General features: G+C 67.5%; 8 protein-coding genes and 3 tRNA genes. 5 read left to right on the top strand and 6 right to left on the bottom strand.

Annotated elements, in window-relative coordinates; translation table 11 throughout:
- Positions 1 to 114: 114 nt before the first annotated feature.
- Together SPR02S_RS27390 and SPR02S_RS27385 are read left to right on the top strand one after the other, a co-directional pair.
- Positions 115 to 858 (top strand): hypothetical protein, encoded by a 744-nt coding sequence (locus SPR02S_RS27390; RefSeq protein ID WP_158697881.1) that lies wholly within the window; start codon positions 115 to 117, stop codon positions 856 to 858.
- A 33-nt stretch (positions 859 to 891) separates the two neighbouring features.
- On the top strand, positions 892 to 2,052 hold the full coding sequence (locus tag SPR02S_RS27385) for an ImmA/IrrE family metallo-endopeptidase (protein ID WP_019060207.1): 1,161 nt from the start codon (positions 892 to 894) through the stop codon (positions 2,050 to 2,052).
- Positions 2,053 to 2,734: 682 nt separating this feature from the next.
- Here SPR02S_RS27385 and SPR02S_RS27380 read toward each other — a convergent pair.
- The 3 genes from SPR02S_RS27380 to SPR02S_RS56465 all read right to left on the bottom strand — a co-directional run bounded on the left by SPR02S_RS27380 (position 2,735) and on the right by SPR02S_RS56465 (position 10,969).
- On the bottom strand, positions 2,735 to 3,391 hold the full coding sequence (locus SPR02S_RS27380; protein ID WP_026150909.1) for a hypothetical protein: 657 nt from the start codon (positions 3,389 to 3,391) through the stop codon (positions 2,735 to 2,737).
- 335 nt (positions 3,392 to 3,726) lie between these two features.
- Positions 3,727 to 4,380: a hypothetical protein gene (locus tag SPR02S_RS27375; protein WP_026150908.1), complete on the bottom strand. Its 654-nt coding sequence runs from the start codon at positions 4,378 to 4,380 to the stop codon at positions 3,727 to 3,729.
- 124 nt (positions 4,381 to 4,504) lie between these two features.
- Positions 4,505 to 10,969 (bottom strand): RHS repeat domain-containing protein, encoded by a 6,465-nt coding sequence (locus SPR02S_RS56465; protein ID WP_052347059.1) that lies wholly within the window; start codon positions 10,967 to 10,969, stop codon positions 4,505 to 4,507.
- A gap of 963 nt (positions 10,970 to 11,932) precedes the next feature.
- On the opposite strand from SPR02S_RS56465, the gene SPR02S_RS27365 reads away from it, so the two are divergent.
- Positions 11,933 to 16,900, top strand: a complete 4,968-nt coding sequence (locus SPR02S_RS27365) for a LamG-like jellyroll fold domain-containing protein (RefSeq protein ID WP_245607625.1) — start codon at positions 11,933 to 11,935, stop codon at positions 16,898 to 16,900.
- A 983-nt stretch (positions 16,901 to 17,883) separates the two neighbouring features.
- On the opposite strand, the gene SPR02S_RS27360 is transcribed toward SPR02S_RS27365, so the two are convergent.
- From SPR02S_RS27360 to SPR02S_RS27350, 3 genes are all read right to left on the bottom strand, one after another.
- Positions 17,884 to 17,957: transfer RNA gene (locus tag SPR02S_RS27360), tRNA-Ile, on the bottom strand.
- 178 nt (positions 17,958 to 18,135) lie between these two features.
- Positions 18,136 to 18,208: transfer RNA gene (locus tag SPR02S_RS27355), tRNA-Asn, on the bottom strand.
- A 6-nt stretch (positions 18,209 to 18,214) separates the two neighbouring features.
- A tRNA-Asn gene (locus SPR02S_RS27350) sits at positions 18,215 to 18,287 on the bottom strand.
- Between the two features lie 178 nt (positions 18,288 to 18,465).
- Between SPR02S_RS27350 and SPR02S_RS27345 the strand changes: the two genes are divergently transcribed.
- Together SPR02S_RS27345 and SPR02S_RS27340 are read left to right on the top strand one after the other, a co-directional pair.
- The gene (locus SPR02S_RS27345; protein ID WP_020684218.1) at positions 18,466 to 18,771 is read left to right on the top strand and encodes a hypothetical protein; all 306 of its coding nucleotides are present in this window, start codon (positions 18,466 to 18,468) and stop codon (positions 18,769 to 18,771) included.
- A 51-nt stretch (positions 18,772 to 18,822) separates the two neighbouring features.
- A complete protein-coding gene (locus SPR02S_RS27340; protein WP_026150907.1) occupies positions 18,823 to 20,280 on the top strand; it encodes a xylulokinase in 1,458 nt (485 codons plus the stop codon).
- Positions 20,281 to 20,299 lie beyond the last annotated feature (19 nt).

The following is a 20,299-nucleotide window of genomic DNA, read 5'->3' as shown; positions in this document are numbered from 1 at the left end:
TGTAGTCGGCTCCCCATGCCCGGTCACTTTCGGACGACGGGGCACAGTTGGGTATCACAAGATTCTTCAGGGAGGACCTGGCGAGCACCGCTCCTGTCTGGCCTGCGGAAACTCATGTCGGACTACGGCAGCCACCCCCTGCGCCAACTCGACTCTTTCGAAAACGAGTTGACACCATGTGGGTTCACCGCGAAAATTTCAGGCATGAACCCACAGTCGTGGCTCGATGCGTTCGTGGAGCGCAATGCGGTGGATCTGGCGCGGATGCGTGAGTACTGCGAACAGAGCCTCGCTGTCGCCATGGAGGTCGAGCGGAAGAAGCGCCCGGTCCCCAAGAAGGTGCAGGGGGCGGTGGTGGCCATGGAGATGCGGGACCGCGTCCTGCTCGCCGCCGACAACCCGGTGTTCGGGTCGGGCAAGTTCACCCTCGTGGAGAAGCCGAACCGCTCAGTGTGTCTCCGTGAGAAGCGCACCGGCCACGAAATACGCGTCCGCAAGGCCAAGGAGCCGCCCGTGCTCAACGCAGCGGCGTACCGCCCTCCTGACGTCCATCAACCCCCGATCTTCGACGCCGACGGCGACGGTCTGGACGTCGGCCTGACCCCCGTTCTTGTATGGCACATCGACCCGAGTGATCTCATGGCCGACTTCAGGGCCGTCATCGTGGACGACCTCGAGGAGCTCAACCGCTCTCCGATGACTGTCTGCGCGTCGACGGAGGTGCCTCTTCTCGCCACTCTGAAGCACGCTAACGTTGCGACCGTCGCCAGCGCGGTGAACGACGACTTCGACGACCTGGTCGACCGGCGCCACCCTCGGGAAGCCGACGGAACAGGGGATACACCAACTCAGGCGTAGCCCCTCACAGATAGACAATGGAGATGGGCTGCTGTGGCTGACACGATCGCCGTCTACGGATATCGCGTCCGTCAGGCACGGACGATCCGCCAAAGCCCCATCAAGCCTCTCGCGCAGATGCTGGACATGTCCCCCTCGGCGTGGACCGCGCTCGAACGCTCGACGTCCACGGACATGCCGCGTCTCAAGCTCAGAACTCTCGCGACCCGCTTGAGGTTTCCCGCCGAGTTCTTCTCCCAGCCTCCGGGGCTACCCATTCACCGCGGTTCGCTGCTGTTCCGCAGCAAGAAGTCGATCAAGGTGGCGCAGATCGACGCCCTCACCACCTTGGCCGAGATGATCGTTGAGCTCGTGACCGCCCTCGGCGAACACGCCACGCAGCCCCCTCTCCGTCTGCCGATGGCGCTACGCCAGGACATCAGTCCCGAAGAAGCTGCCCGGCAGACCCGTCAGGCACTCGACCTTCCCGAATCCGAGCCGATCCCCCATGTCATCCACACGCTGGAACGCGCCGGCGTACCCGTTGCCGTCGCCGACGTCGACATGCCAGACGCCAGACACGACGCCTTCTCCGTATGGGGTGGGGACTTTCACGAACAACCTCTGATCGTCGCGCGGCCGGTGAACTCGTGGGAGCGCACGCGTTGGTCGATCGCCCACGAGGCCGGCCACCTGATCCTGCATCGTGGAACCACAGGCGAGGTAGACGAAGATGCCGCCAACCGCTTCGCCAACGAGTTCCTGTTTCCCGCTGACATGCTCCGCGAGGAGTGGCCCGGTGCCGTCACACTCACGTCCCTGATGCCGCTGAAGCAGCGTTGGAAGATGTCACTCGCGGCGATCATCACGCACGGCAAGCACCTCGGTCTCGTTGAGGAACACCGCGCCACGGGCCTCTTCAAGCAGCTCTCCGCACGCCGCGATCCCCACACGGGAGTCACCTGGAGGATCCAGGAACCCGGATGGGCCGATCTGGAACCCGAGCGGCCACGTCTGCTCGCCGTAATGGCTGAACGCGGCCTGGAGCAACGGCCTACCCCAGACCTCTTCACCACCCTCACCGGCGGCTGGGCCCCCGACCTGATGGAACAGATCACCTCTGGCCTGAGGGAAGCCCCGGCAGTAGTCCAGGAGCATGCCAAGACAGCACAGTCCTCGCTCCCCAGCAACGTCGTCACACTACGTCGAGCCTGAACTGAACAGGTTTTACAGCCTCAACCGCGTAACCCTTCATAAGAAGGAGAGACAGCACCATATGAGCCTGGAAGGCTTGCACAGAAAGCTCGCTGTACAGAGATACGCCGTAGTGGACCACTCCAATCCCAGCTTGATTGGTAACTACTTGGGACGATTGTCCAGCTGAGGCCAGGGCTCGGCCGTCCAGTCGGTCAGGTCACGCATGATCGCCCGTGCCTGCGACAGCGCGCTCACTGCGTCGAGAAAGGGTTCGCGTACTCGGTAGAGCGTCGAGGGCAAGGAACGTGCCTTTCGGACGGGACCAGGGGCGGACTCGTCCTCACAGTACGCATCCGCCCCATCCCGGATTACAGCCTGAAGTCAGACAGCGGTAGCCAGCGGTTCAGCAGGAGCAACTGTTCAGCAGACAGCAGGTATGTACCTCGACGTGACCTTGGTCGGCGTTGCTGCCGAGGTCGAGGTCGCCCAGGCTGTCGGCGCTTTCGTGTAGACCCGCAGAGGGGACCCCTGAGTCCAGCGAGGCTGGCTGGCTGCTGACCGGCACCTGCCTGCCGGTCGCCGGGGAAGACTGCCGGGCAGCCTGCCCGACCTCCATTGCTTCGCCCACGTGTTCCGCCCCACCCCGGCGTCACCCCCCACGCCTCGCCTCCACCGGGGCGTAAAGCTCCGGGCGTCCAAGTCACCAGCCTTGCTGGGGTTCGCCCAGCGAAAGTCCGCAGTCGCGGCGCCAGCTCTCGCCTTCGGTCGTCCAGGCGATGCGGTTGCCGAGGGAGATCCAGACGCCGAACTCGCCGGGGGACGGTTCGGCGATCTGGCGCGTCCAGACGCTGTTGGCGCAGAGTTGCACGCCGCAGTCCTTGGACTCGGCGAGACCGCGCCAGCCGCAGTCCCAGCTTGCGTTCAGAGCCAACGGTCCGAGAACGGAAACCATGTGATCCAGTTCGTCCTCGGTGCAGTCGGGGTCGGGCTCGCTGTAAGGATCACCGAAGGGCGAGGTCGAGTCCAGAGTGAGGGTCAGCCCCGCGGGCAGCGGCCAGAGGTCGGTCAGGTCGGGGCAGAGTCTCACGTACCCGGCGAACCAGGAGTTCGGCTCGTCGTTGTCGAACGTGACGACGGTGCGACGCCGCAGTTCCTCCAGAGAGAGGCCGACGCCGGGTTCTCTCCGGTTCCCGTAGATGCGGGCGGTGTCGAAGGCAGAGAGGACGTAGGCGTATTGCTCGGCTGTGGTGACCGGCTCCATGCGGGGCGTCGGGCAAGAGGTCCAGTCGGCGAGATCGCGCGAGATCGCTCGCGCGCGGCCCAGCGCGCTCGGGGCGTCGAGAAAGGATTCACGCACTCGGTAGAGCGTCGAGGACAAGGAACGTGCCTTTCGAACAGGGCCAGGGGCGGACGTGCCCTCACGGGTACGCATCCGCCCCTGTCCCGGACTTCAGCCTGATGTCGGACAGCGGCAGCAGGCGGATCAGTAGAGGTACCCGTTCGACGAATAGTAGGTACGTCCCTCGACACGGCCTTCGTCAGCATTGGCGCCCAAGTCGAAGGTCCCCAGACTGTTGCCGCTTTCGCTGAAGACCCGCAGACGGAACCCTCGGATCGACTTGACGCCACCCCGCGCAAGTGGCTCGCACGCCTTGCCTGCACTGGCGTGTAAGGGGGCGCGTGGCGTCCGGGTCACCAGCCTTCCTCGGGTTGACCCAGCGGGAGTCCGGAGTCGCGGACCCAGGTTTGGCCCTCAGGCGTCCAGGCGACGCGGGGGCCGAGGGAGATCCAGACGCCGAACTCGCCGGGGGACGGCTCGTCGTGCTGCCGCAGCCAGACGCTGTTCAGGCAGAGCAGCACGCCGCAGCCCTTGGCCTCCGGGAGACCACGCCAGGCGCAGTCCCAGATGACGCTCATGGTCAGCGGGCCAAGCACCGAGACCATCCGGTCCAGTTCCTCCTCGGTGCAGGTGTCCTCAGGTTCACCCCCGGGCGCGCCGAAGGGCGGAGTCGCAGCCAGGGAGAGGTCCACGCTCTCGGGAAGGGGCCAAAGATCCGCCAGGTCCGGGCCCAGCCGCACGTCGCCGCTGAACCAGGACTTCATCTGCCGGGCGTCGAACGTGACGACTCCCCGGCGCCGCAACTCGTCCATGAAAGGGAAGACGTGAGGTACCCGGTCCGCGGTGAACCGGGCGGTGTCGAAAGTGCGAAGTGCGTAGGTGAATTGCTCGACCGTGGTGACCTTGTCCAGCTGAGGCCAGGGCTCGGCCGTCCAGTCGGTCAGGTCGCGCATGATCGCGCGCGCCCGCGACAGCGCGCTCAAAGCGTCTGGAAACGGTTCACGCACGCGGTAAAGCGTCGAGGACAAGGAAACGCGCCTTTCGAACAGGCAGGGGCGGACGCGTCCTGACGGTACGCATCCGCTCCTGCTCCGGGCTACAGCCTGGTGTCAGACAGCCGCAACAGGCGGATCAGTAGGAGTACCCGTTCGGCGAATAGTAGGTGTGGTCCACGACGTGGCCTTCGTCGGCGTCGATCCCGAGGTCGAAGTCAGCCAATTTGCTACCGCTTTCGGTGTAGACCCGCACATGGTATCCGCGGATCTTTTCGAGGTCGCTCCCATGATGCAGGCGGCCTTTTTGATAGGCGCGGACCCACCCTTTGACCTCCCGAGCATCGACCAGGTCGGGGACCTGAACGAAGATCTCGTTGACGTCCATCTCCCCCTCCACGTCCTCGCGAACGCGCAGCTGCTGGACGGCCTTGGCGAGCTGCTTGTTGAAGACTCCCTGATCGGCATCCCCAACCGTCTTGACCTCGCCATAGCCGACGACGTTGCCCTGCTGGTCGAGGTACTCGAGGTCAGGGTTCTTATAACCCGGCATGTTCTTGTATTCATGTTCTTCGGGCAGAAGCTGGGACCGGGTCCCCTCCGGGGCGCCGTCCAGCGAGCGGTAGGCGTTGTCCAGGGTGAGCTGCGAGGTCCGCCCTTGATTCTTGTGCTCACCGACCAAGGACTGCGCATCCGCGTCCCGGCTCGAATCCTCGGCGGACGAGCCGTCGGACCCACCCCCGTCGTCGCCGCCCCCGCCGCCATCACCGTTCCGGACGGCAAACGCGATATTCGGCGCTGCGACAGCGGTGGCCACCGTGGCGGAGCCAGTGACGGCGAGTGCGGAGCCCGCCCAGATCAGGGCCTCGCCCGGTCCGAGCGCCCCGATGCCGGACGCCATGAGCGCGCCGCCCAGGCCGTCCGCAGCTCCGCCGAGCAGCAGCTGCCCGACGCCGAGTGCGGCCATGGGACCGTTGGTCCGGTCGATGACCTGCTGGGCAGTGTCGGCGAAGCTGGAGACCGCGTTGGAGAGGGAGCTGAACCAGCTCTGTCCGGTCGGGTCGCTGCCGGTCACCGGATTGTTGGCGGCGTAGTCGTAGCCCGTCAGCTGCGAGGGGTCGGTGGCCTCCAGTTGCGGGTCTCGGCTGACGAAGCGGCCGGTCTGCGTGTCGTACTCGCGCAGACCGAGGTTCACCAGGCTGGTGGCGGTGTCGGTGGTGCCGCCCACATACCCCTTGTCGCCGAGCCAGGAGGCCGGGGCCGCGCCGCGGGTCCCGCCGAACGGCAGGTACTGGCGCCGTGTCACCGCCTGGGTCTGGTAGTCGACGGACAGGTAGTCGGTACCCTGCCGGTTGGGGATCAGGTACTGGACGTTCCCGCTGCTGGAGCGGGCGGCCACGGTGGTGCCGTTGACGGAGTAGTAGCGGGTGCCGGTCACCGCCTTGGTGGCGGTGTTCTCCACCAGCTCCTCGTCGCCCAGGTAGAGCGTGGCCTGGGTCGGGTCGGTGCGCAGCACCAGGCCGCCGTCGAGGCCGTAGAGGTAGCTGGTGGCGCCGGCCGACGTGGTGTCGGTGTCCAGCCGGTTCTGGTGGTTCCAGGTCAGGGTCTGGTCGCCCAGTGCGCCGCCCTGGATCGAGGTGGTGTTGCCGGATGCGTCGTAGTGGTATGACGCCGTGTTCGCGGCGGTCGCCGGGCCGGTGGCGGTGGTGCTGCCGAGCGTGTGCGGCTGGTCGGTCGCGGAGCCCGGGTCCGGGTAGTGGTAGGTCGTGGTGGTGTCGTCGGCGCTGTTGCCGGAGGTGTCGTGGTCGGTCTGTGTCTGGCGCTGGCCGTCGGCGGCGTAGCTCCACGTCTGCCAGTAGGGGTTGGTGCCGCCGACGGTGGCGCTGCTGCCGGTGTCGGGTGTGGCGGCGCAGTTGTCGGTGGCGGTCCAAGCCGAGGTCAGGCGGGCTGCCCAGTCGTAGCCGTAGCACTGGGTGTCCGTGACCGAGCCGCCGTTCTGGCTGTCGGTGGTCGAGGTGAGCAGTCCTGCGCCCTTGGAGACGCCCGAGTTCCCCCAGGTGTAGCTGGTGTCGTCGACAACCGTGGCGCTGGTGGAATCGGTGGTCTTGGCGTCGGTGGGCTGGCCGGTCTGCGGGTCGTACTTCAGGGTCAGATCGACCCAGCTGGTGGTCGGGCCCATGGAGTACTGGAGCGGGTCGCCGTACTCGTCGTAGCCGATGGCGGAGACGTACGTCCAGGCGGCGGTGCCGGTGCTGCCGACGCTGGTGACCTGACCGTACTGGTCGTAGCCGTAGTTGACGGATTCAGCGGGCAGTCCGCCGCCCGCCGGGTCCTGCCGGCCCGACAGCGTACCGGTGATCTTGTACGTGTAGGCCTCCGTGTAGCCGGCGGACGGCGCCAGCGGTGCCAGGTTGCTCGGCAGGTTGGCCAGCGTGGTCTTCGAGGCAGCGACCTCGCCCATGCCGGTGTAGGCGAGCACCGTGTTGGTGACCGAGGCCCTGGTGGTGCCCAGCTGGTAGGAGGTGGAAGAGGTGAGGTACCCCTTCTTCAGCGTGTCGTACGTCCAGGCGGCGATCTGGTTGGCGGTGGACGCGGTGGCGTTGCCGGTGATGTCGTAGGCCGCGGTCCTGCGGCCGTCCTTGTCGTAGTCGTACTGGGCCTGGTCGCCCCGGGCGTCGGTCGTGGTGAGCAGTTGGCCCGCGTTGTCATAGGTCGCCGAGGAGGCACCGGAGTCGGGGTCGGTCGCCGCGACCTGGTCGCCGAGGAGGTTGTAGGTCCAGGTCCAGGTGTTGCCTGCCGGGTCGGTCTGGCCGGCCTGGTGGCCGTCCGGGTAGTACGTGTAGTGCGTGTCGGAGTAGTCCGAGGCGGCGGCGTGGACCGGGTCGGCCGCGGCGCCGGCGTGGTACTGGTACAGGTCGGTCTGGCGTCCCCGGGCGTCGGTGATCGTGGTTTCGGCCACGCCGCCCTTCGGGGGCACGGTGGTGGTGAAGTTGCCGCCGAAGACGGTGGTGGTGTTCCAGGTGGCGGTGCCCAGCGCATAGGCGGTGGCCACGGTCTTGCGTCCGGCACCGTCGTAGGTGAAGCCACTTTCTGAGGGGATGTCACCGTCCTGCGCCTGCACCAGCGTGGAGCTGGGGGCGCCAGTGGTGTAGTAAGGGGCTGTGGACTTGACCACCCAGCCGTTGGTGTCGTAGACGGTGTCGGTGACGTCCCGGCCGCCGTCGACGGTGGTGATCTGCGTCTCGCGAGGCCGAAGCAGCGCGTCCATCAGCAGTTCGCTGCTGCGGTAGCTGCCGTCGTCATTCAGGGTCTGCGTGATGACGGAACTCGGCTTGTCGGCGGCGAGCGTGTAGCTGTACTTGGTCGTGGCGTCGGTGATGCCGGGCCGGAACACGGCGGTGATCCGCCCCAGCGCGTCGTACTGCGCCTTGGTGACGTAGCCGGCCGCGGTGGTCTGCGTCAGCATCAACCCGCGAAGCGGGTCGTAGGTCTGACTGAGCGTCTGTTGCAGCGGGTCCGTGGAGACGATGGCGGTGGGTGCGGCGCCGGTGGTCGGGGTGTAGACGGTCGTGGCGGTCCGCTGGTCGGCGTCGGTGCTGGTCAGCGTCCGACCGTAGACGTCCGTGGTGAGCGACGACATGGTCGAGTAGACCGGGGTGGACCCCTTGTACGAGGTGGCCTGCTGGGTCGAGGTGGGGTCACCGACCGTGGGTGCGGCGCCCAGAGTGCCGGAGCCGTCGTAGTAGACCCGCTTGTCGCTGACGGCGTCGTCCGGAAGCGTCGGGGTGGCCGAGCAGTTGACGGACACCGTCTTCGTCTCGTCCACCAGGTCGAAGATCCCTGTGGAGGTGTTGTCCGCGTAGCTCGCCGTGGTGCACAGGTCGTCGGTCGCGGTGGATACGTCGCCCTTGTCGTCGACCCTGGTGACGCGGCCGTGGGAGTCGCGGGTGTAGTCGGTCTCGGTCTCCCGGGTGGCCCCGGACGCCAGCGGCGTGAAGACATTGACCGCGTTCTGGCCGGTCAGGAACGCCTTCTGCGCCGGCAGCCCGCCGGACAGCGCGTGGACGGCGGTAGCGCTGCTGCTCCAGGGTGCGGCGATCGTGTCGTTGACGACCTTTCCGCTGTTCAGCCCGTTGTAGAGGATCGTCTCGTAGGTCAGACCGGCGTACTGGGCCGAGTCGGTCACCGGCGGATCGCCGCGGGAGTCGGTGACGGCCGCCGAGCGGGTCTTGCCACCGGACAGGGTGTCCCCGTCCATGCCGCGGAAGTAGGTGTAGTCGGTCTCGGTGACCGGGTCGGGCGCGGTGCCCGTGGTGACCTTCATGCCACCGTAGCCTCGCCACTGGTCCCAGGTGCGCTGGGCCGTGGGGGTCAGCGGATTGTCGTCGTAGTGCCAGGCGGGGGTGCCCACGGGGAGGTAGCGGGTGGTGATGGTGTCGTTGACGCCGCCGCCGGTCGGGTCCTGCTGGGTGACCGCGGTGACGACGTACTTGTTGAACCAGTCCAGCATCGGGCTGGTCTGCCCGGTGGGAGTCCAGTAACCGGGGTAGCACAGAGAGGTGTTCTGGCCGGCGTCGCTCGGGGTGCCGCTCGCGCAGGCGGCGGTTGAGTAGCCGACGCTGATGATGCCGCCGGACTCGGTGGTGATGGTGTTGAGCCGGTAACGGGTGATCGGCGGGTAGCCGTCGGTCACGTCCACCCGGTTCGACAACGGCGCGCCGGAGAAGGTCACCTTCGGCATGGCGAGCGCCGACGTGGAACCGCCGGCGGAGGTGTCCTGGCCGGCGCGGGTGACCGAATTCAGCCACAGCGAGGGCGTGGTCGCGTCCCCGGTGGCGGGGAAGGAGTAGGTGAACGCCCAGGAGTCGACGTTCGTCTCGGTGGAGCCGACCAACGCCTGGGTCTGAACGCCCGTCAGCTCGTTCTCACTCCAGAACGTCGGGGAGTTGGCCGAGCAGGTGGCGCCGCTGGCGCAGTTCAGGTCGAACGGTACGTCCGGCCAATGGGACGCGGTGGAACTGGTCAGCGTGGAGGTGGCACACCCGGTGGCGGAGGTGTTGCAGCGGCCGTTGTAGGCGAAGGTGACCTGAGCGGCGGGGCTGGTGGAGTACACCGAGCCGTCGCGCTGGCCGTACTGGATCTTCGCGAGCACCGCGTCGCGCACGTAGGGGGTGTCGGCGGTCTTGCCGAGGTTGCGCGCGTAGTAGGCAGTGGTCGGCGTGTAGAAGGAGGACATCACGTCGCCGTGGGTGTCCTTGACGTAGTCGAGCATCCAGCGGTAGCCCTGCTGGCACCAGGAGTTGGCCCAGGTGGCGTTGTAGCAGGGCTGGGTCGAGTCGGTGCTGTAGACGGGCTCGGTCAGCACCGAGTTGGTGGTCGCGTTCCCTGACGCCCACCCCGGCAGCCTGTTCAGGCCGAACGTGTACTGGGTGCCGTCCGACGTGGTCACCCGGAAGTATTCGCCGCTCTGGGCGCCGTTGGTCGCGCCGGTCAGCCGCTCGACGCGCTCGTCGGAGTCGCCCTGGGCCCGAAAGGTCCCTGTGGTGTCGTCCTTGATCAGGGTGGTGGTGGTGCCGTTGAGCGAGAGGGTGAGCTGGTTGTCGGACGACCAGCAGTTGTCCCAAGTCTTTGTGGCGCCGGTGGGATTGTCGTGGCAGGAGCCGTAGGAACGCTCGATGTAGTTGCTCGGCAGCGAGAAGCCGTCGCCGACGACCGAGGCCTGGTTGTTGGTGGACGAGGTCAGGCCGTCCACGCTCTGGGAGTCGTAGCCCAGTGAGAGATTGGGAGTCAGCCCGCCGGGAACGCTGGGCCCGGTGATCGGGTAGGACCAGGTGAACGCGTCGGTGCTGCCGCCGGCCTGCCAGGAGCCGGAGGGCTTCAGCGAGGTGGCGGCGAAGTCACCACCACCTCCGCTCGGCGCGGCGGTGGCCGCCAGGACCACGCTGTTCTTGGCGAGGGTGAGCGGGGCCGAAAGGGTATGCGCCGTGGCGCTGTTGGCCGAGGCAACGGGGGTCTGCGTGCGGCAGGAGGCGAGTCGCGGCGTGGTCAGGGCACAGTCGGGCAGCTTCACGAGCCGCAGCCGCGAGCCCCAGTCGGCGCCGAACGCGGCGGAGAAGTCCCGGTAGTCCAGGCCGACTTTCACTTTTCCGTGGCTGCCGCTCGGCAGCCCGGACAACTTGAGCAGCACTCCGTCGACACCGGCCGACTGCCCGGTCCGCTGCGGCAGGATACGCACCGCGGCGTGGCCGAGGGAGAGGCCGGCGGAGGGTGCCAGCCAGACCGGGAGGCTGCCCGCCCGGAGCCGGGCGCCGGATGCCGCATGCGTGTTCGCGGCAGTGCCGCCCGTTGCTGTCGGGGCCGCAGCGGTCATCGCGGTGGCAGCGAAGACAGCGGTACCGCTGGGCCACTTCACCTTCGGTGAGGGCGAGTTGGCCAGGTGCCGGACCGGGCCGTAGTGGGAGCGTACGGCGGTCACCGGGACCGGCTTGACCTGGGTTAGGCCGGGTTGCCGGTGGTTCGAGACCGCTTCGGCCGTACCGGTGAGGCCCACGATCACGGAGATCGCCGCCGTCATGGCGGTCAGCCCGCGTATCAGGGGGCCCACGGGTCTCACTCGGCCGCCCGTCCGGGCGCGTGAACCTATCGTCCTTGGCAAGAACTTGCTCCTTCGGATGCCGATGGAAGTCGATGAAGTCGATCTTGAAGTCGCAACGGAACGCACCCAGGACAACCGTCCAGGAATTGCCGCTCGGGAATCTCGCGTCAGATTTACGACATGGGCATGTCGCTACTTTCGGATGGCTGGTCACATAGGGCGTCAGCGTGCCGAATTGATCTTTGCGGGGTCCCGGACGGCCACTTGTATTCGCCGCCGGGCCAGCCCTTGGACCGAGACCTGGAGACAGGAATCCGATGACATACCTCACGCGACGTTGCGCTTCGCTGAGGTCTTCGCCTGGCCGATCCGGCGCGCATCGCGGTACCGGATGCCTGCTTCGTCGTCGCCCCAATTCCCCTCAGGGCGACCTTCGCCGCACCGGAGGGCCGTGAGACGTGCGTGGGCCGGTAGGCCGGCATGGGCTTGGGCTGGTGGCAGTGCGAGGCGACAGCGGAGACCGGTACCGGCTCGTCATAGGCAGGGGTTGGCGCCTGGTGCTGAACGGCCACAGCGTCCGGCGTTGCCAGTAAGAGTTCGGCGCATAAGACCATCGCGGCGAGAGCCACAGTGGGAGCGGGCAGTGCAATCCGGCTCGGCCAGGCACTTGCGGCCCGGCCCGTTCGGGGCAGCCTTGCCGCCCCGGTGTCTACCAGAAACCACAGCGCCCCGCCCCTCTGCGTCCATAACGATCACTCGATCCGAGCGGACGCTACCCACCCCTTGACGCTCGATGAACCCTCCGATGCAGGCATGACCAGACCTTTACGTCACCTACATGACAACGTTTCCCCGTCAATCGGGCGGAATGATCGCCTCCACCCACCGTGCCCCTCTGGTCACGGACAGCGGCGTACTCCTAGCGTCGTGAACTACTGGATCTTCAGGTCTCAGACAGAGGTGGATGTCCCCATGCGAAGGCACCGCATACCCGGCGCACGCAGAACCACCGGCCGGAGCAGAGCCGCCGTCACCGCCACGCTTGCCCTGCTCGCCGCCACAGCGAGCCTGCCCCCCGCCTATGCCGACACTCCTGGGGGCGCGGCCCTCTACTCCTCTGGCGCCTCCGCCCCAGTCGCCGACGACACGTCCGAGCAATCGGATCTGCCTCAGCTGTCGAACGGCTATGGTCCGTCGGCCCCCCAGCTTGAGGCGATGGAGACCGCTGCGGCGACAGCACAGAAGACCGGGAAAGCCGTCACGATCAGCTCGTTGACAACCCCCGTCCAGCAGGTGACCGCCAGTCCCGGCGGCGGATTCCAACTGTCGGCCAACCCCGAGCCCGTGCGCGTAAAGCAGCACGGAAGCTGGGTCGCTGTCGACATGACACTGCACCACAACAGCGACGGCACCTGGTCCCCGGCCGCAACCGCGTACGGCACGGTGTCCTTCTCCGGTGGTGGTCACGCCCCGTTGGTCACCACCCATTACGGCGGCGTGAGCATGGCCGTCTCCTGGCCAGGGACGCTGCCCGCCCCCGTCGTCAAGGGTGGATCCGCGACCTACCGGTCCGTGCTGCCCTCGGTGGACCTGGTGGTCTCGGCCACCGCCGCCGGCGGCTTCACCGACACGCTGGTTGTCAAGTCCCCTGCCGCCGCGCGGAACCCGGCGCTGGCCACCCTCCGTCTGGGTACCCAGGTGACCGGCGGCCGCCTGGCCCGGGGCAACTCGGACGATCTCGCACTGCGTGACATCCGTGGCCGGGACCTCATGGACGCGGCCAGCCCGATGATGTGGGACTCCAACACCGTGCTGCCAACTTCGGCAGCCAAGAAGGCGCATACGGCGAGCACGGCCAAGGTCGCCGCGGACTCCTCGGACGCCGCGCACCCCGGGTTGGCCGCGCGTGAGGCACCGGTGGGTACGAAGGTGTCCGCCTCACAGCTGTCCCTCGTTCCGGACTCGCGGATGCTGACGGCCCGCTCCACGGTATTCCCGGTCTACATCGACCCCACGTTCAACTGGCACCCGTACGATCCCGCCGCCCCGGCCTTCGACGAGGTCAAACAGGGTTGTCCCAGCAAGTCCTTTTACAACCAGACTGGCTCGCTCGCCGACAACGGATACCTGGGGGTCGGCTACAACGGCTGGCAGGAGGGCGCCTGTTACACCGGCAAGGAACATGCGATCTACCAGTGGAAGCTGTCCTCCACCCTTTTCGGCGCGCACATCAACACCGCGACCGTGAACGCCACGGAGATCTACTCCGCGTCCTGTTCCAGCTCCTACACCGTCAATCTGCACTGGTCCGGAGGCATCGGATCGGGCACCGACTGGAACAACCGGCCCGGCTACAACAGCTACTCCACCTCCGTCGCCTTCGCTCGCGCCTACAACCCGACATACTGCCCCTCGAATGGTTCGGTGACCCACGGTCTGAACGTGCTCACCCCCATCAAGCACAACGCCGCCGGTCACTCGGCCACCTTCACCGCCACACTCAGCGAGGACTCCGCCGAGGCCGGCCACGACGACGGCGGTTTCTCCCGCTTCTCGCACAACCCCAGCCTGGAGATCTTCTACAACCGCCCTCCCTCTGCCCCCTCCAAAGCGACGATGGCAGCGGTAGCCGGCGCGGACGACGCGGCCTGCGACACCACCGGCCCCGACTACCCGTACATGGGCAAGACCATCGCCAGCACCCCGCCCGTGCTGAGGGCGAAGGTCTCCGACGCCGACAGTGACAAGTTGCAGGCGACCTTCCAGTACTGGATCAACGGCTCCACCACCCTGCACACCGGGCTCAGCGGCGACAACCTGGCCAGCGGCTCCAACGCCGCCTACAGCCTGCCGGCGAGCTTTATCAGCTCGCTGACCAGCGGCCAGATCGTGGACTGGCAGGTCAAGGTCACCGACGGTGAGGACTCCACCGCCTACACCCAGTCCCCGACCTGCCACTTCGTGGCCGAACCCACCGCGCCGAGCGCCCCCACCGTCACCTCGAAGAACAACCTCTACCCCAACACCGACAACGACGGGGTCACAGGCGCCGCGGCCGGCACCGCCGGCACCTTCAACGTGTCCACCAGCGGCGGGGCCAGCGCGACGAAGTTCGTCTACTCCGTCGACGTACCGCCCGCCACCAGCAACCCGCCCGCTTCCCAGATCGTCACCGCCACGAGCAACGCCGCCGCGGTGACCATCACTCCCTACTCCCCCGGTCCGCACACCCTTTGGGTGTATGCCGTGGACGCCGCGGGCGACGACTCCGGCACCACCGGCTACCCGTTCCTGGCCGCCGGGGACCCGAACACCACCTGCACGAGCCTGTCCGCGTGTTTCAACAACACCGGCATCAGCGCCGACGCCACCCCCGCCCAGGCCGACCTGGACGGCAGCGGCGACAGCTACTCCGCCACCGACCTCGCCACCGCAGGCTGGGCCAGCGCCGGCAAAGTCACGGTCGACGGAGCGACCTTCACCTTGCCCGCCTACGGAGCCGGACAGAAGGACAACGTCCTGGCCGCCAACCAGACCATCACCTACAACGGCTCCGGAAACGCGCTGGAGTTCCTGGCCACCTCCACCTGGTCGGGGCTGTCCACCCCCGGAGCCATCGCCAACGACGACACCGCGCCCTACGTCCCGGCCGACACCCCGGTGAGCGGCTCGTACTGCTTCTCGGGCACCGACCCGACGGGAGCCTGCGCGGCCACCGGCACCGTCACCTACACCGACGGCACCACCGCGACATACGACCTGACCGTTCCCGGCTGGACCGTCAGCGCCGACTCCATCGCCGCCGTGGTCCTGCCCCATCGCAACAACACCTCCGGGCAGACCACCACCCCGCACCGGCTCTACGCCTTCTCCGTACCCATCGACCCGGCCAAGACCATCGCCTCGGTGACGCTGCCCGACGTGGGCAACCACATCGGCTACCACACCCAGTCCCTGCACATCTTCGGCATGGCCACCCGCAACACCACCACAGGCACACCCGAGGCCAAAGGCGCCACAGCCGCCGCACCGGCCGGCCAGAGCTGGACCGGCGCCTGGGCCAACCCCAACGAGGGCCAGTACAACTTCCAGGGCGCCAACTTCTCCAACCAGACCTTCCGTATCGCCCTGCCCGCCTCGATCTCCGGCAACACCGTCCGCATCAAGCTCGACAACGCCATCGGCTCCAGCCTGCTGTCCATCGGCCACGCCACCATCGCCCAGGCCTCCGGGTCCGGTGTCATCTCCGCCGTGCCCGCCGCCACCCCCACCACCCTCACCTTCGGCGGCAGCCAGGCGGTGGCCATCCCAGAGGGCGGTTCCGTCTACAGCGACCCGCTCACCTTCCCCGTCACCGCCAACCACTACCTCCTCGTCTCCTATCAGCTGACCAACTCCGTGCCGTACCTGGTCCAGCACTCCTTCGCCAACAACGCCTACCAGTACGTCACCGTCAGCGGCGCCGGGGACAAGACCACGGACACCACCGGCACGCCCTTCGCCGGCACCACCGGAACCCTGCAGGGCTATTTCACCGACCTCGTCACCAACGTCGACGTCACCACCGGCCACATCCCGACCGAAGCGGTGCTCGGTGACGGACTCATCGACGCCTTCCAGCCCAACACCACCCCCATCACCAGCGGAAACCGCGTCTCCGACACTCTGGAAGGCGCCGAACCCACCACCCCCACCCCCTACGGCACCATCGCCGAGGGCATCGAATCCAACGACCTCATGACCGACAACCCGCAGCTCTACAACTCCAAGATCCTCGGCGGCCCCTCAGCCCTCTCCCGCATCGACCGCGACATCCTCGACCAGCCCGGCATCAGCAACGTCGTGGTCTACGAAGGCCTCGAAGACCTCCTCGGCGGCAGCACCCCGGACGAGTTGGAAGCCAACGGCTACACCGCCCTCGTCCAACAACTCCAAGGCTGGGGCATCTCCACCACGCTGACCTCCCTCACCCCCTGCGACGGCTTCACCGGCGACGGCGCCACCGCCAACGACCCCTGCACCAGCACGGTCGACGCCAACCGCACCGACGTCAACGACTGGCTCGACGACATGGACCTCGGCAGCCCCTGGTCCACCCCGCCGGTCTACTACGCCGACTTCAACACCGCCCTCGCCGTACCCGACACCGGCAACGGCGAGGACAAACTCGCCACCGCCGCCGACGCCGGCGACCATGTCAACCTCACCAACGCCGGGTACGCCGCCGAGGGCCTCGCCATCCTCTCCCCCCACGACACCTGGGCCCTCGACGACGGCGACGGATTCACCATCGCCAACGACACCGCCCCCACCGACACCCCCTACACCGTCAACGACACCACCGGCGTCGGCAGCAACACCCTCACCCTCAACGGCACCACCACCTGGACCAACGACACCACCCGCGGCGAAACCCTCTCCTTCGACGGCACCACCGGCTACGCCGCCGGCAGCGGGCCGGCGCTCAACACGGCCGGCAGCTACTCCGTTTCCGCGTGGGTGAAACTCTCCTCACTGCCCACCAGGAACGCCACCGTCGCCGCCCAGGACGGCACCCAGAACAGCCCCTTCTACCTCCAGTACGACTACGCGGACCCCGGCAGCCCACGCTGGGCCCTCGCCTTCGCGAACACCGACACCGCCGACCCTGCCCTCACAGTCGCCGACTCAACAACGGCGGCCACCGCCAACACCTGGACCCACCTGGTCGGCACCTACGACGCCACCACGAAAACCGCCCAGCTCTACCTCAACGGCAGCCTCGCCGCCACCGCCACAGGTGTCACCTCCTGGAACGCCGCCAACGCCTTCACCATCGGCCGCAGTCTCCACAACGGCACCAACAACGACTTCTTCCCCGGCCTGATCAGCACCGTCCAGGCCTGGAACTACACCCTCACCCCCAACCAGGTCACCGCCCTCTACCAGCAAATCCCCTGATCCCTCCCGCCGTGGGTGCTTCCAACCCGACAGGCAGGAGCACCCACGGCGGCGCACCACATGAGCCCCAAGACCTGCTGAGTAGCGACACAATCACATGTCGGTGCAGCCGGGTTGAGCACCACCGGCGTGAGCACGTACAACTGCGGCAACAGGGTCTCCCGAATCTCGGTTGGCTTCGCAACCCCGAGCTACCGAGAGGCCCTGTCTTCATGCCCGCAGCCTGCACCAACCACCCGATCGAGACTCCCGTTCGACGCATGCCCCTCAAGATCGGAACGACAACAGCTACTTATGGCAGGACACGGCCGCGGGGAGGACCACATCGTGGCGCTCTCCTTCAGAACGGCATCTTCAGCCAGGCCGCCCGCAACACCCGGTGGGCCACCCTTTTTCATCGCCACCTGAGACACTCCCTCGCCAAGCAAAGTCGTACCTGGAACACGCCTCCCGTAGGCGGTGAACGGGCGTCGGAACAAACTCAGCTACCGGCAGTCCGTAGTCCGAGCAGCCGAACGGGGTACGTCGGCACCCCTTGGCTTACATGCCCCGCCGAAACCGTGAGACACGGGGGGGGACGACTCGGTGGTGCGATCTGGGGCCGTTTTCAGTACGGGCCGTTTCTCCCCCACGCCGACCGGGCCACGTCGGCAACGGCAGGATCCAGGCGAGCCCAGTTGCCACCACACCACGCCCACTCCGCTACCCGCCGGGCAGAGTGGATGACTCGGCACCGGAGCGAATGCTTCCGGTTTCCCCGCGTCCAGCCAGCGTCCAGAATCCAATGCCCAACCAGCCACAGGAGCCATGTACCGCAAGGTCAACCACTGCAAACTGGAACATTCGTGCAGGTCAGGAGCATTCACACTACCGACACCGGCAACGAGGCCGAACTCGCGAGCAGCGGATTCAGCCCGTTCAGGCAAAGTTGACGATCCGACAGGACAAAATGAACGTTTCCGCAGGTCAGAAGCCTGCACAGGTGGGGCGGGTGGGACTCGAACCCACGGCCGACGGATTATGAGTCCGCTGCTCTAACCGGCTGAGCTACCGCCCCATTACGGCGCGTCGCGCACATTTGTACGCGCCGTCTGCCGCAGCATAGCCGCTCATACGATCTCCTGCTTCGGATGGTCGACTTCGCACGACCATGAGGACTGCGGCACGTCACGAGCGGTTCCGGGGGACATGAAAAAGGACCCCAACGGGGTCCTCATCACTGCTTCCTCACTGCGCTCTCCCGACTGGACTCGAACCAGTAACCTGCCGGTTAACAGCCGGCTGCTCTGCCAATTGAGCTACGGAAGATCGAAGCTCCCCCGACTGGACTCGAACCAGTAACCTGCCGGTTAACAGCCGGCTGCTCTGCCAATTGAGCTACAGGGGAATGCCTCGTTGCATCGAACCTACCTCCCTGGGTATTCGCCAGGGGGCGTGCGCTCGCTGCGACACATACATTAGCGCAAGCAGGGGGGTGCTCCGCCAATCGGTTCCCCCGGCACCGATGCCGCGCCGGAGCCCCGGAGCCCACGCAGGGGAACCTACGCAAGGGAAGGATGGCCGTCATGCGCTACAAGCTCACGTTCGTCGTCGGACTGGCTCTGGGTTACGTGCTCGGCACGCGGGCCGGACGCGAGCGCTACGAGCAGCTGAAGAAGTCGGCGCGTCAGGTCGCGCAGAACCCCGCCGTCCGCAACACCGCCGAGACGGCGGCACAGCAGGGGCGCCAGTACGCGGGCAAGGCGTACCACGCGGTCAGTGACAAGGTCGGCGACCGGGTCCCCGACTCGGTCGCCCAGCGCGTACGTTCTCTGCGTGAGCGCAACGCGAACGGTACGGGCGAGGACGACTGGGGCACCAGCAACACCTAGGGAGTCCCGACCCGGCGCCGTCACCTCCCGTCGTACGGCAGAATTTCCGCCATGGGGATAGTCGCCGGGTTGGACAGTTCGCCCGATTTCACTCGTATCGTCGTCTGTGACACGGACACGGGGTCCGTGCTCAGGCAGGGATATGCGCCGCATCCGGTCGAAACCGAGACCGAGGGCGGCGGGCGGCCCTCCGATGTCGATCCACAGGCCTGGCTGTTGTCGCTCGGCGAGGCGGCCGGCGGGGGGCTGCTCGAAGGCGTGCAGGCCATCGGCGTCTCCGCGCAGCAGAACGCGCTGGTGCCGCTGGACTCGCAGGGCAACACCGTGCGGCCCGCGATGGTCGGCGGTGACAAGCGGGCGCAGGTCGCGGCGGCCGATCTGATCGACGCGCTCGGCGGGCGCGAGGCGTGGGCGCAGGCGGTGGGTTCCGTACCGCAGGCCGCGCAGCCCGTCACCAAGCTCCGCTGGCTGAACCGGACCGAGCCCGACAACGCCCGGCGGACGACCGCGCTGCTACAAGCCCATGACTGGCTCGTGTGGCAGCTTCTCGGGCGGCCCGTGCGGAGGACGACCGACCGGGGTGGGGCTTCAGGGACGGGCTATTGGTCCGCCGCCAGTGGTGGTTACCGGCCCGATCTCGTCGAACTCGCCCTCGGCCACCAGGCCATGCTCCCCGAGGTGATCGGTCCCTCCGACGCGGCCGGTACGACCCCGGAGGGGCTGCTGATCTCCGCCGGCACCGGCGAGACCATGGCCGCCGCCTTCGGGCTCGGCATCGGGTTCGGGGACGCGGTCGTGTCGCTCGGCGCTTCCGGGTCCGTGATGGCCGTGCACCACGAGGCGCTCGTCGACCAGAGCGGGATGATCACCTCGCTGGCCGACGCGACCGGGATGCATCTGCCGGTCGTCACCACGCTGAACGCCGTACGGACCCTGCGGGGCGCCGCCGAACTGCTCGGGCTGTCCGACCTGGAGAGCCTGTCCGAGCTGGCGATGAAGTCGACGCCCGGGGCGCACGGGCTGGTGTTCCTGCCGTATCTGGAGGGTGAGCGGACACCCAATCTGCCGCACACCGCCGGGACGTTGGCCGGGCTGCGACGGGAGTCGATGAAGGCGGAGCATCTGGCGCGGGCCGCGTTCGAGGGCATGCTGTGCGGGCTCGCCGACGCGCTGGACGTGCTGCGCGGGCGGGGTGTGGCCGTACGGCGGCTCTTCCTGCTCGGGTCGGCCGCCGAGCTGCCCGCCGTGCAGGCCGCGGCGCCCGCGCTCTTCGGGACCCAGATCGTCGTACCGCAGCCCGCCGACTACGCCGCGCTCGGCGCCGCCCGGCAGGCCGCCTGGGCGCTCGGGGTCTCCCAGGGCACCCTCGACCCGCGCAACCCGCCGCCCTGGCAGGGACCGGTCGCCCAGGTCTTCGAGCCCGGCGACGAGTTGGCCGTAGGGCAGGCCGTGCGGCAGCAGTACGTGTCCGTACGGGAACAGACCCATCCGGGCGCGTTCCGCTCGTAGGGACGCACAGTCGACGGCG

It is taken from the genome of Streptomyces prunicolor NBRC 13075, from assembly GCF_000367365.1.
GTDB classification, from domain to species: domain Bacteria; phylum Actinomycetota; class Actinomycetes; order Streptomycetales; family Streptomycetaceae; genus Streptomyces; species Streptomyces prunicolor.
Note: the sequence above shows the minus strand (reverse complement) of the source record. Positions and strands in the feature narration are given on the sequence as shown.

Bases quoted from the DNA above. Each gene is read 5' to 3' on its own strand.
- SPR02S_RS27390 (WP_158697881.1), top strand. From the start codon at position 115: ATGTCGGACTACGGCAGCCACCCCCTGCGCCAACTCGACTCTTTCGAA.
- SPR02S_RS27365 (WP_245607625.1), top strand. From the start codon at position 11,933: ATGCGAAGGCACCGCATACCCGGCGCACGCAGAACCACCGGCCGGAGC.
- SPR02S_RS27345 (WP_020684218.1), top strand. From the start codon at position 18,466: ATGCGCTACAAGCTCACGTTCGTCGTCGGACTGGCTCTGGGTTACGTG.
- SPR02S_RS27340 (WP_026150907.1), top strand. From the start codon at position 18,823: ATGGGGATAGTCGCCGGGTTGGACAGTTCGCCCGATTTCACTCGTATC.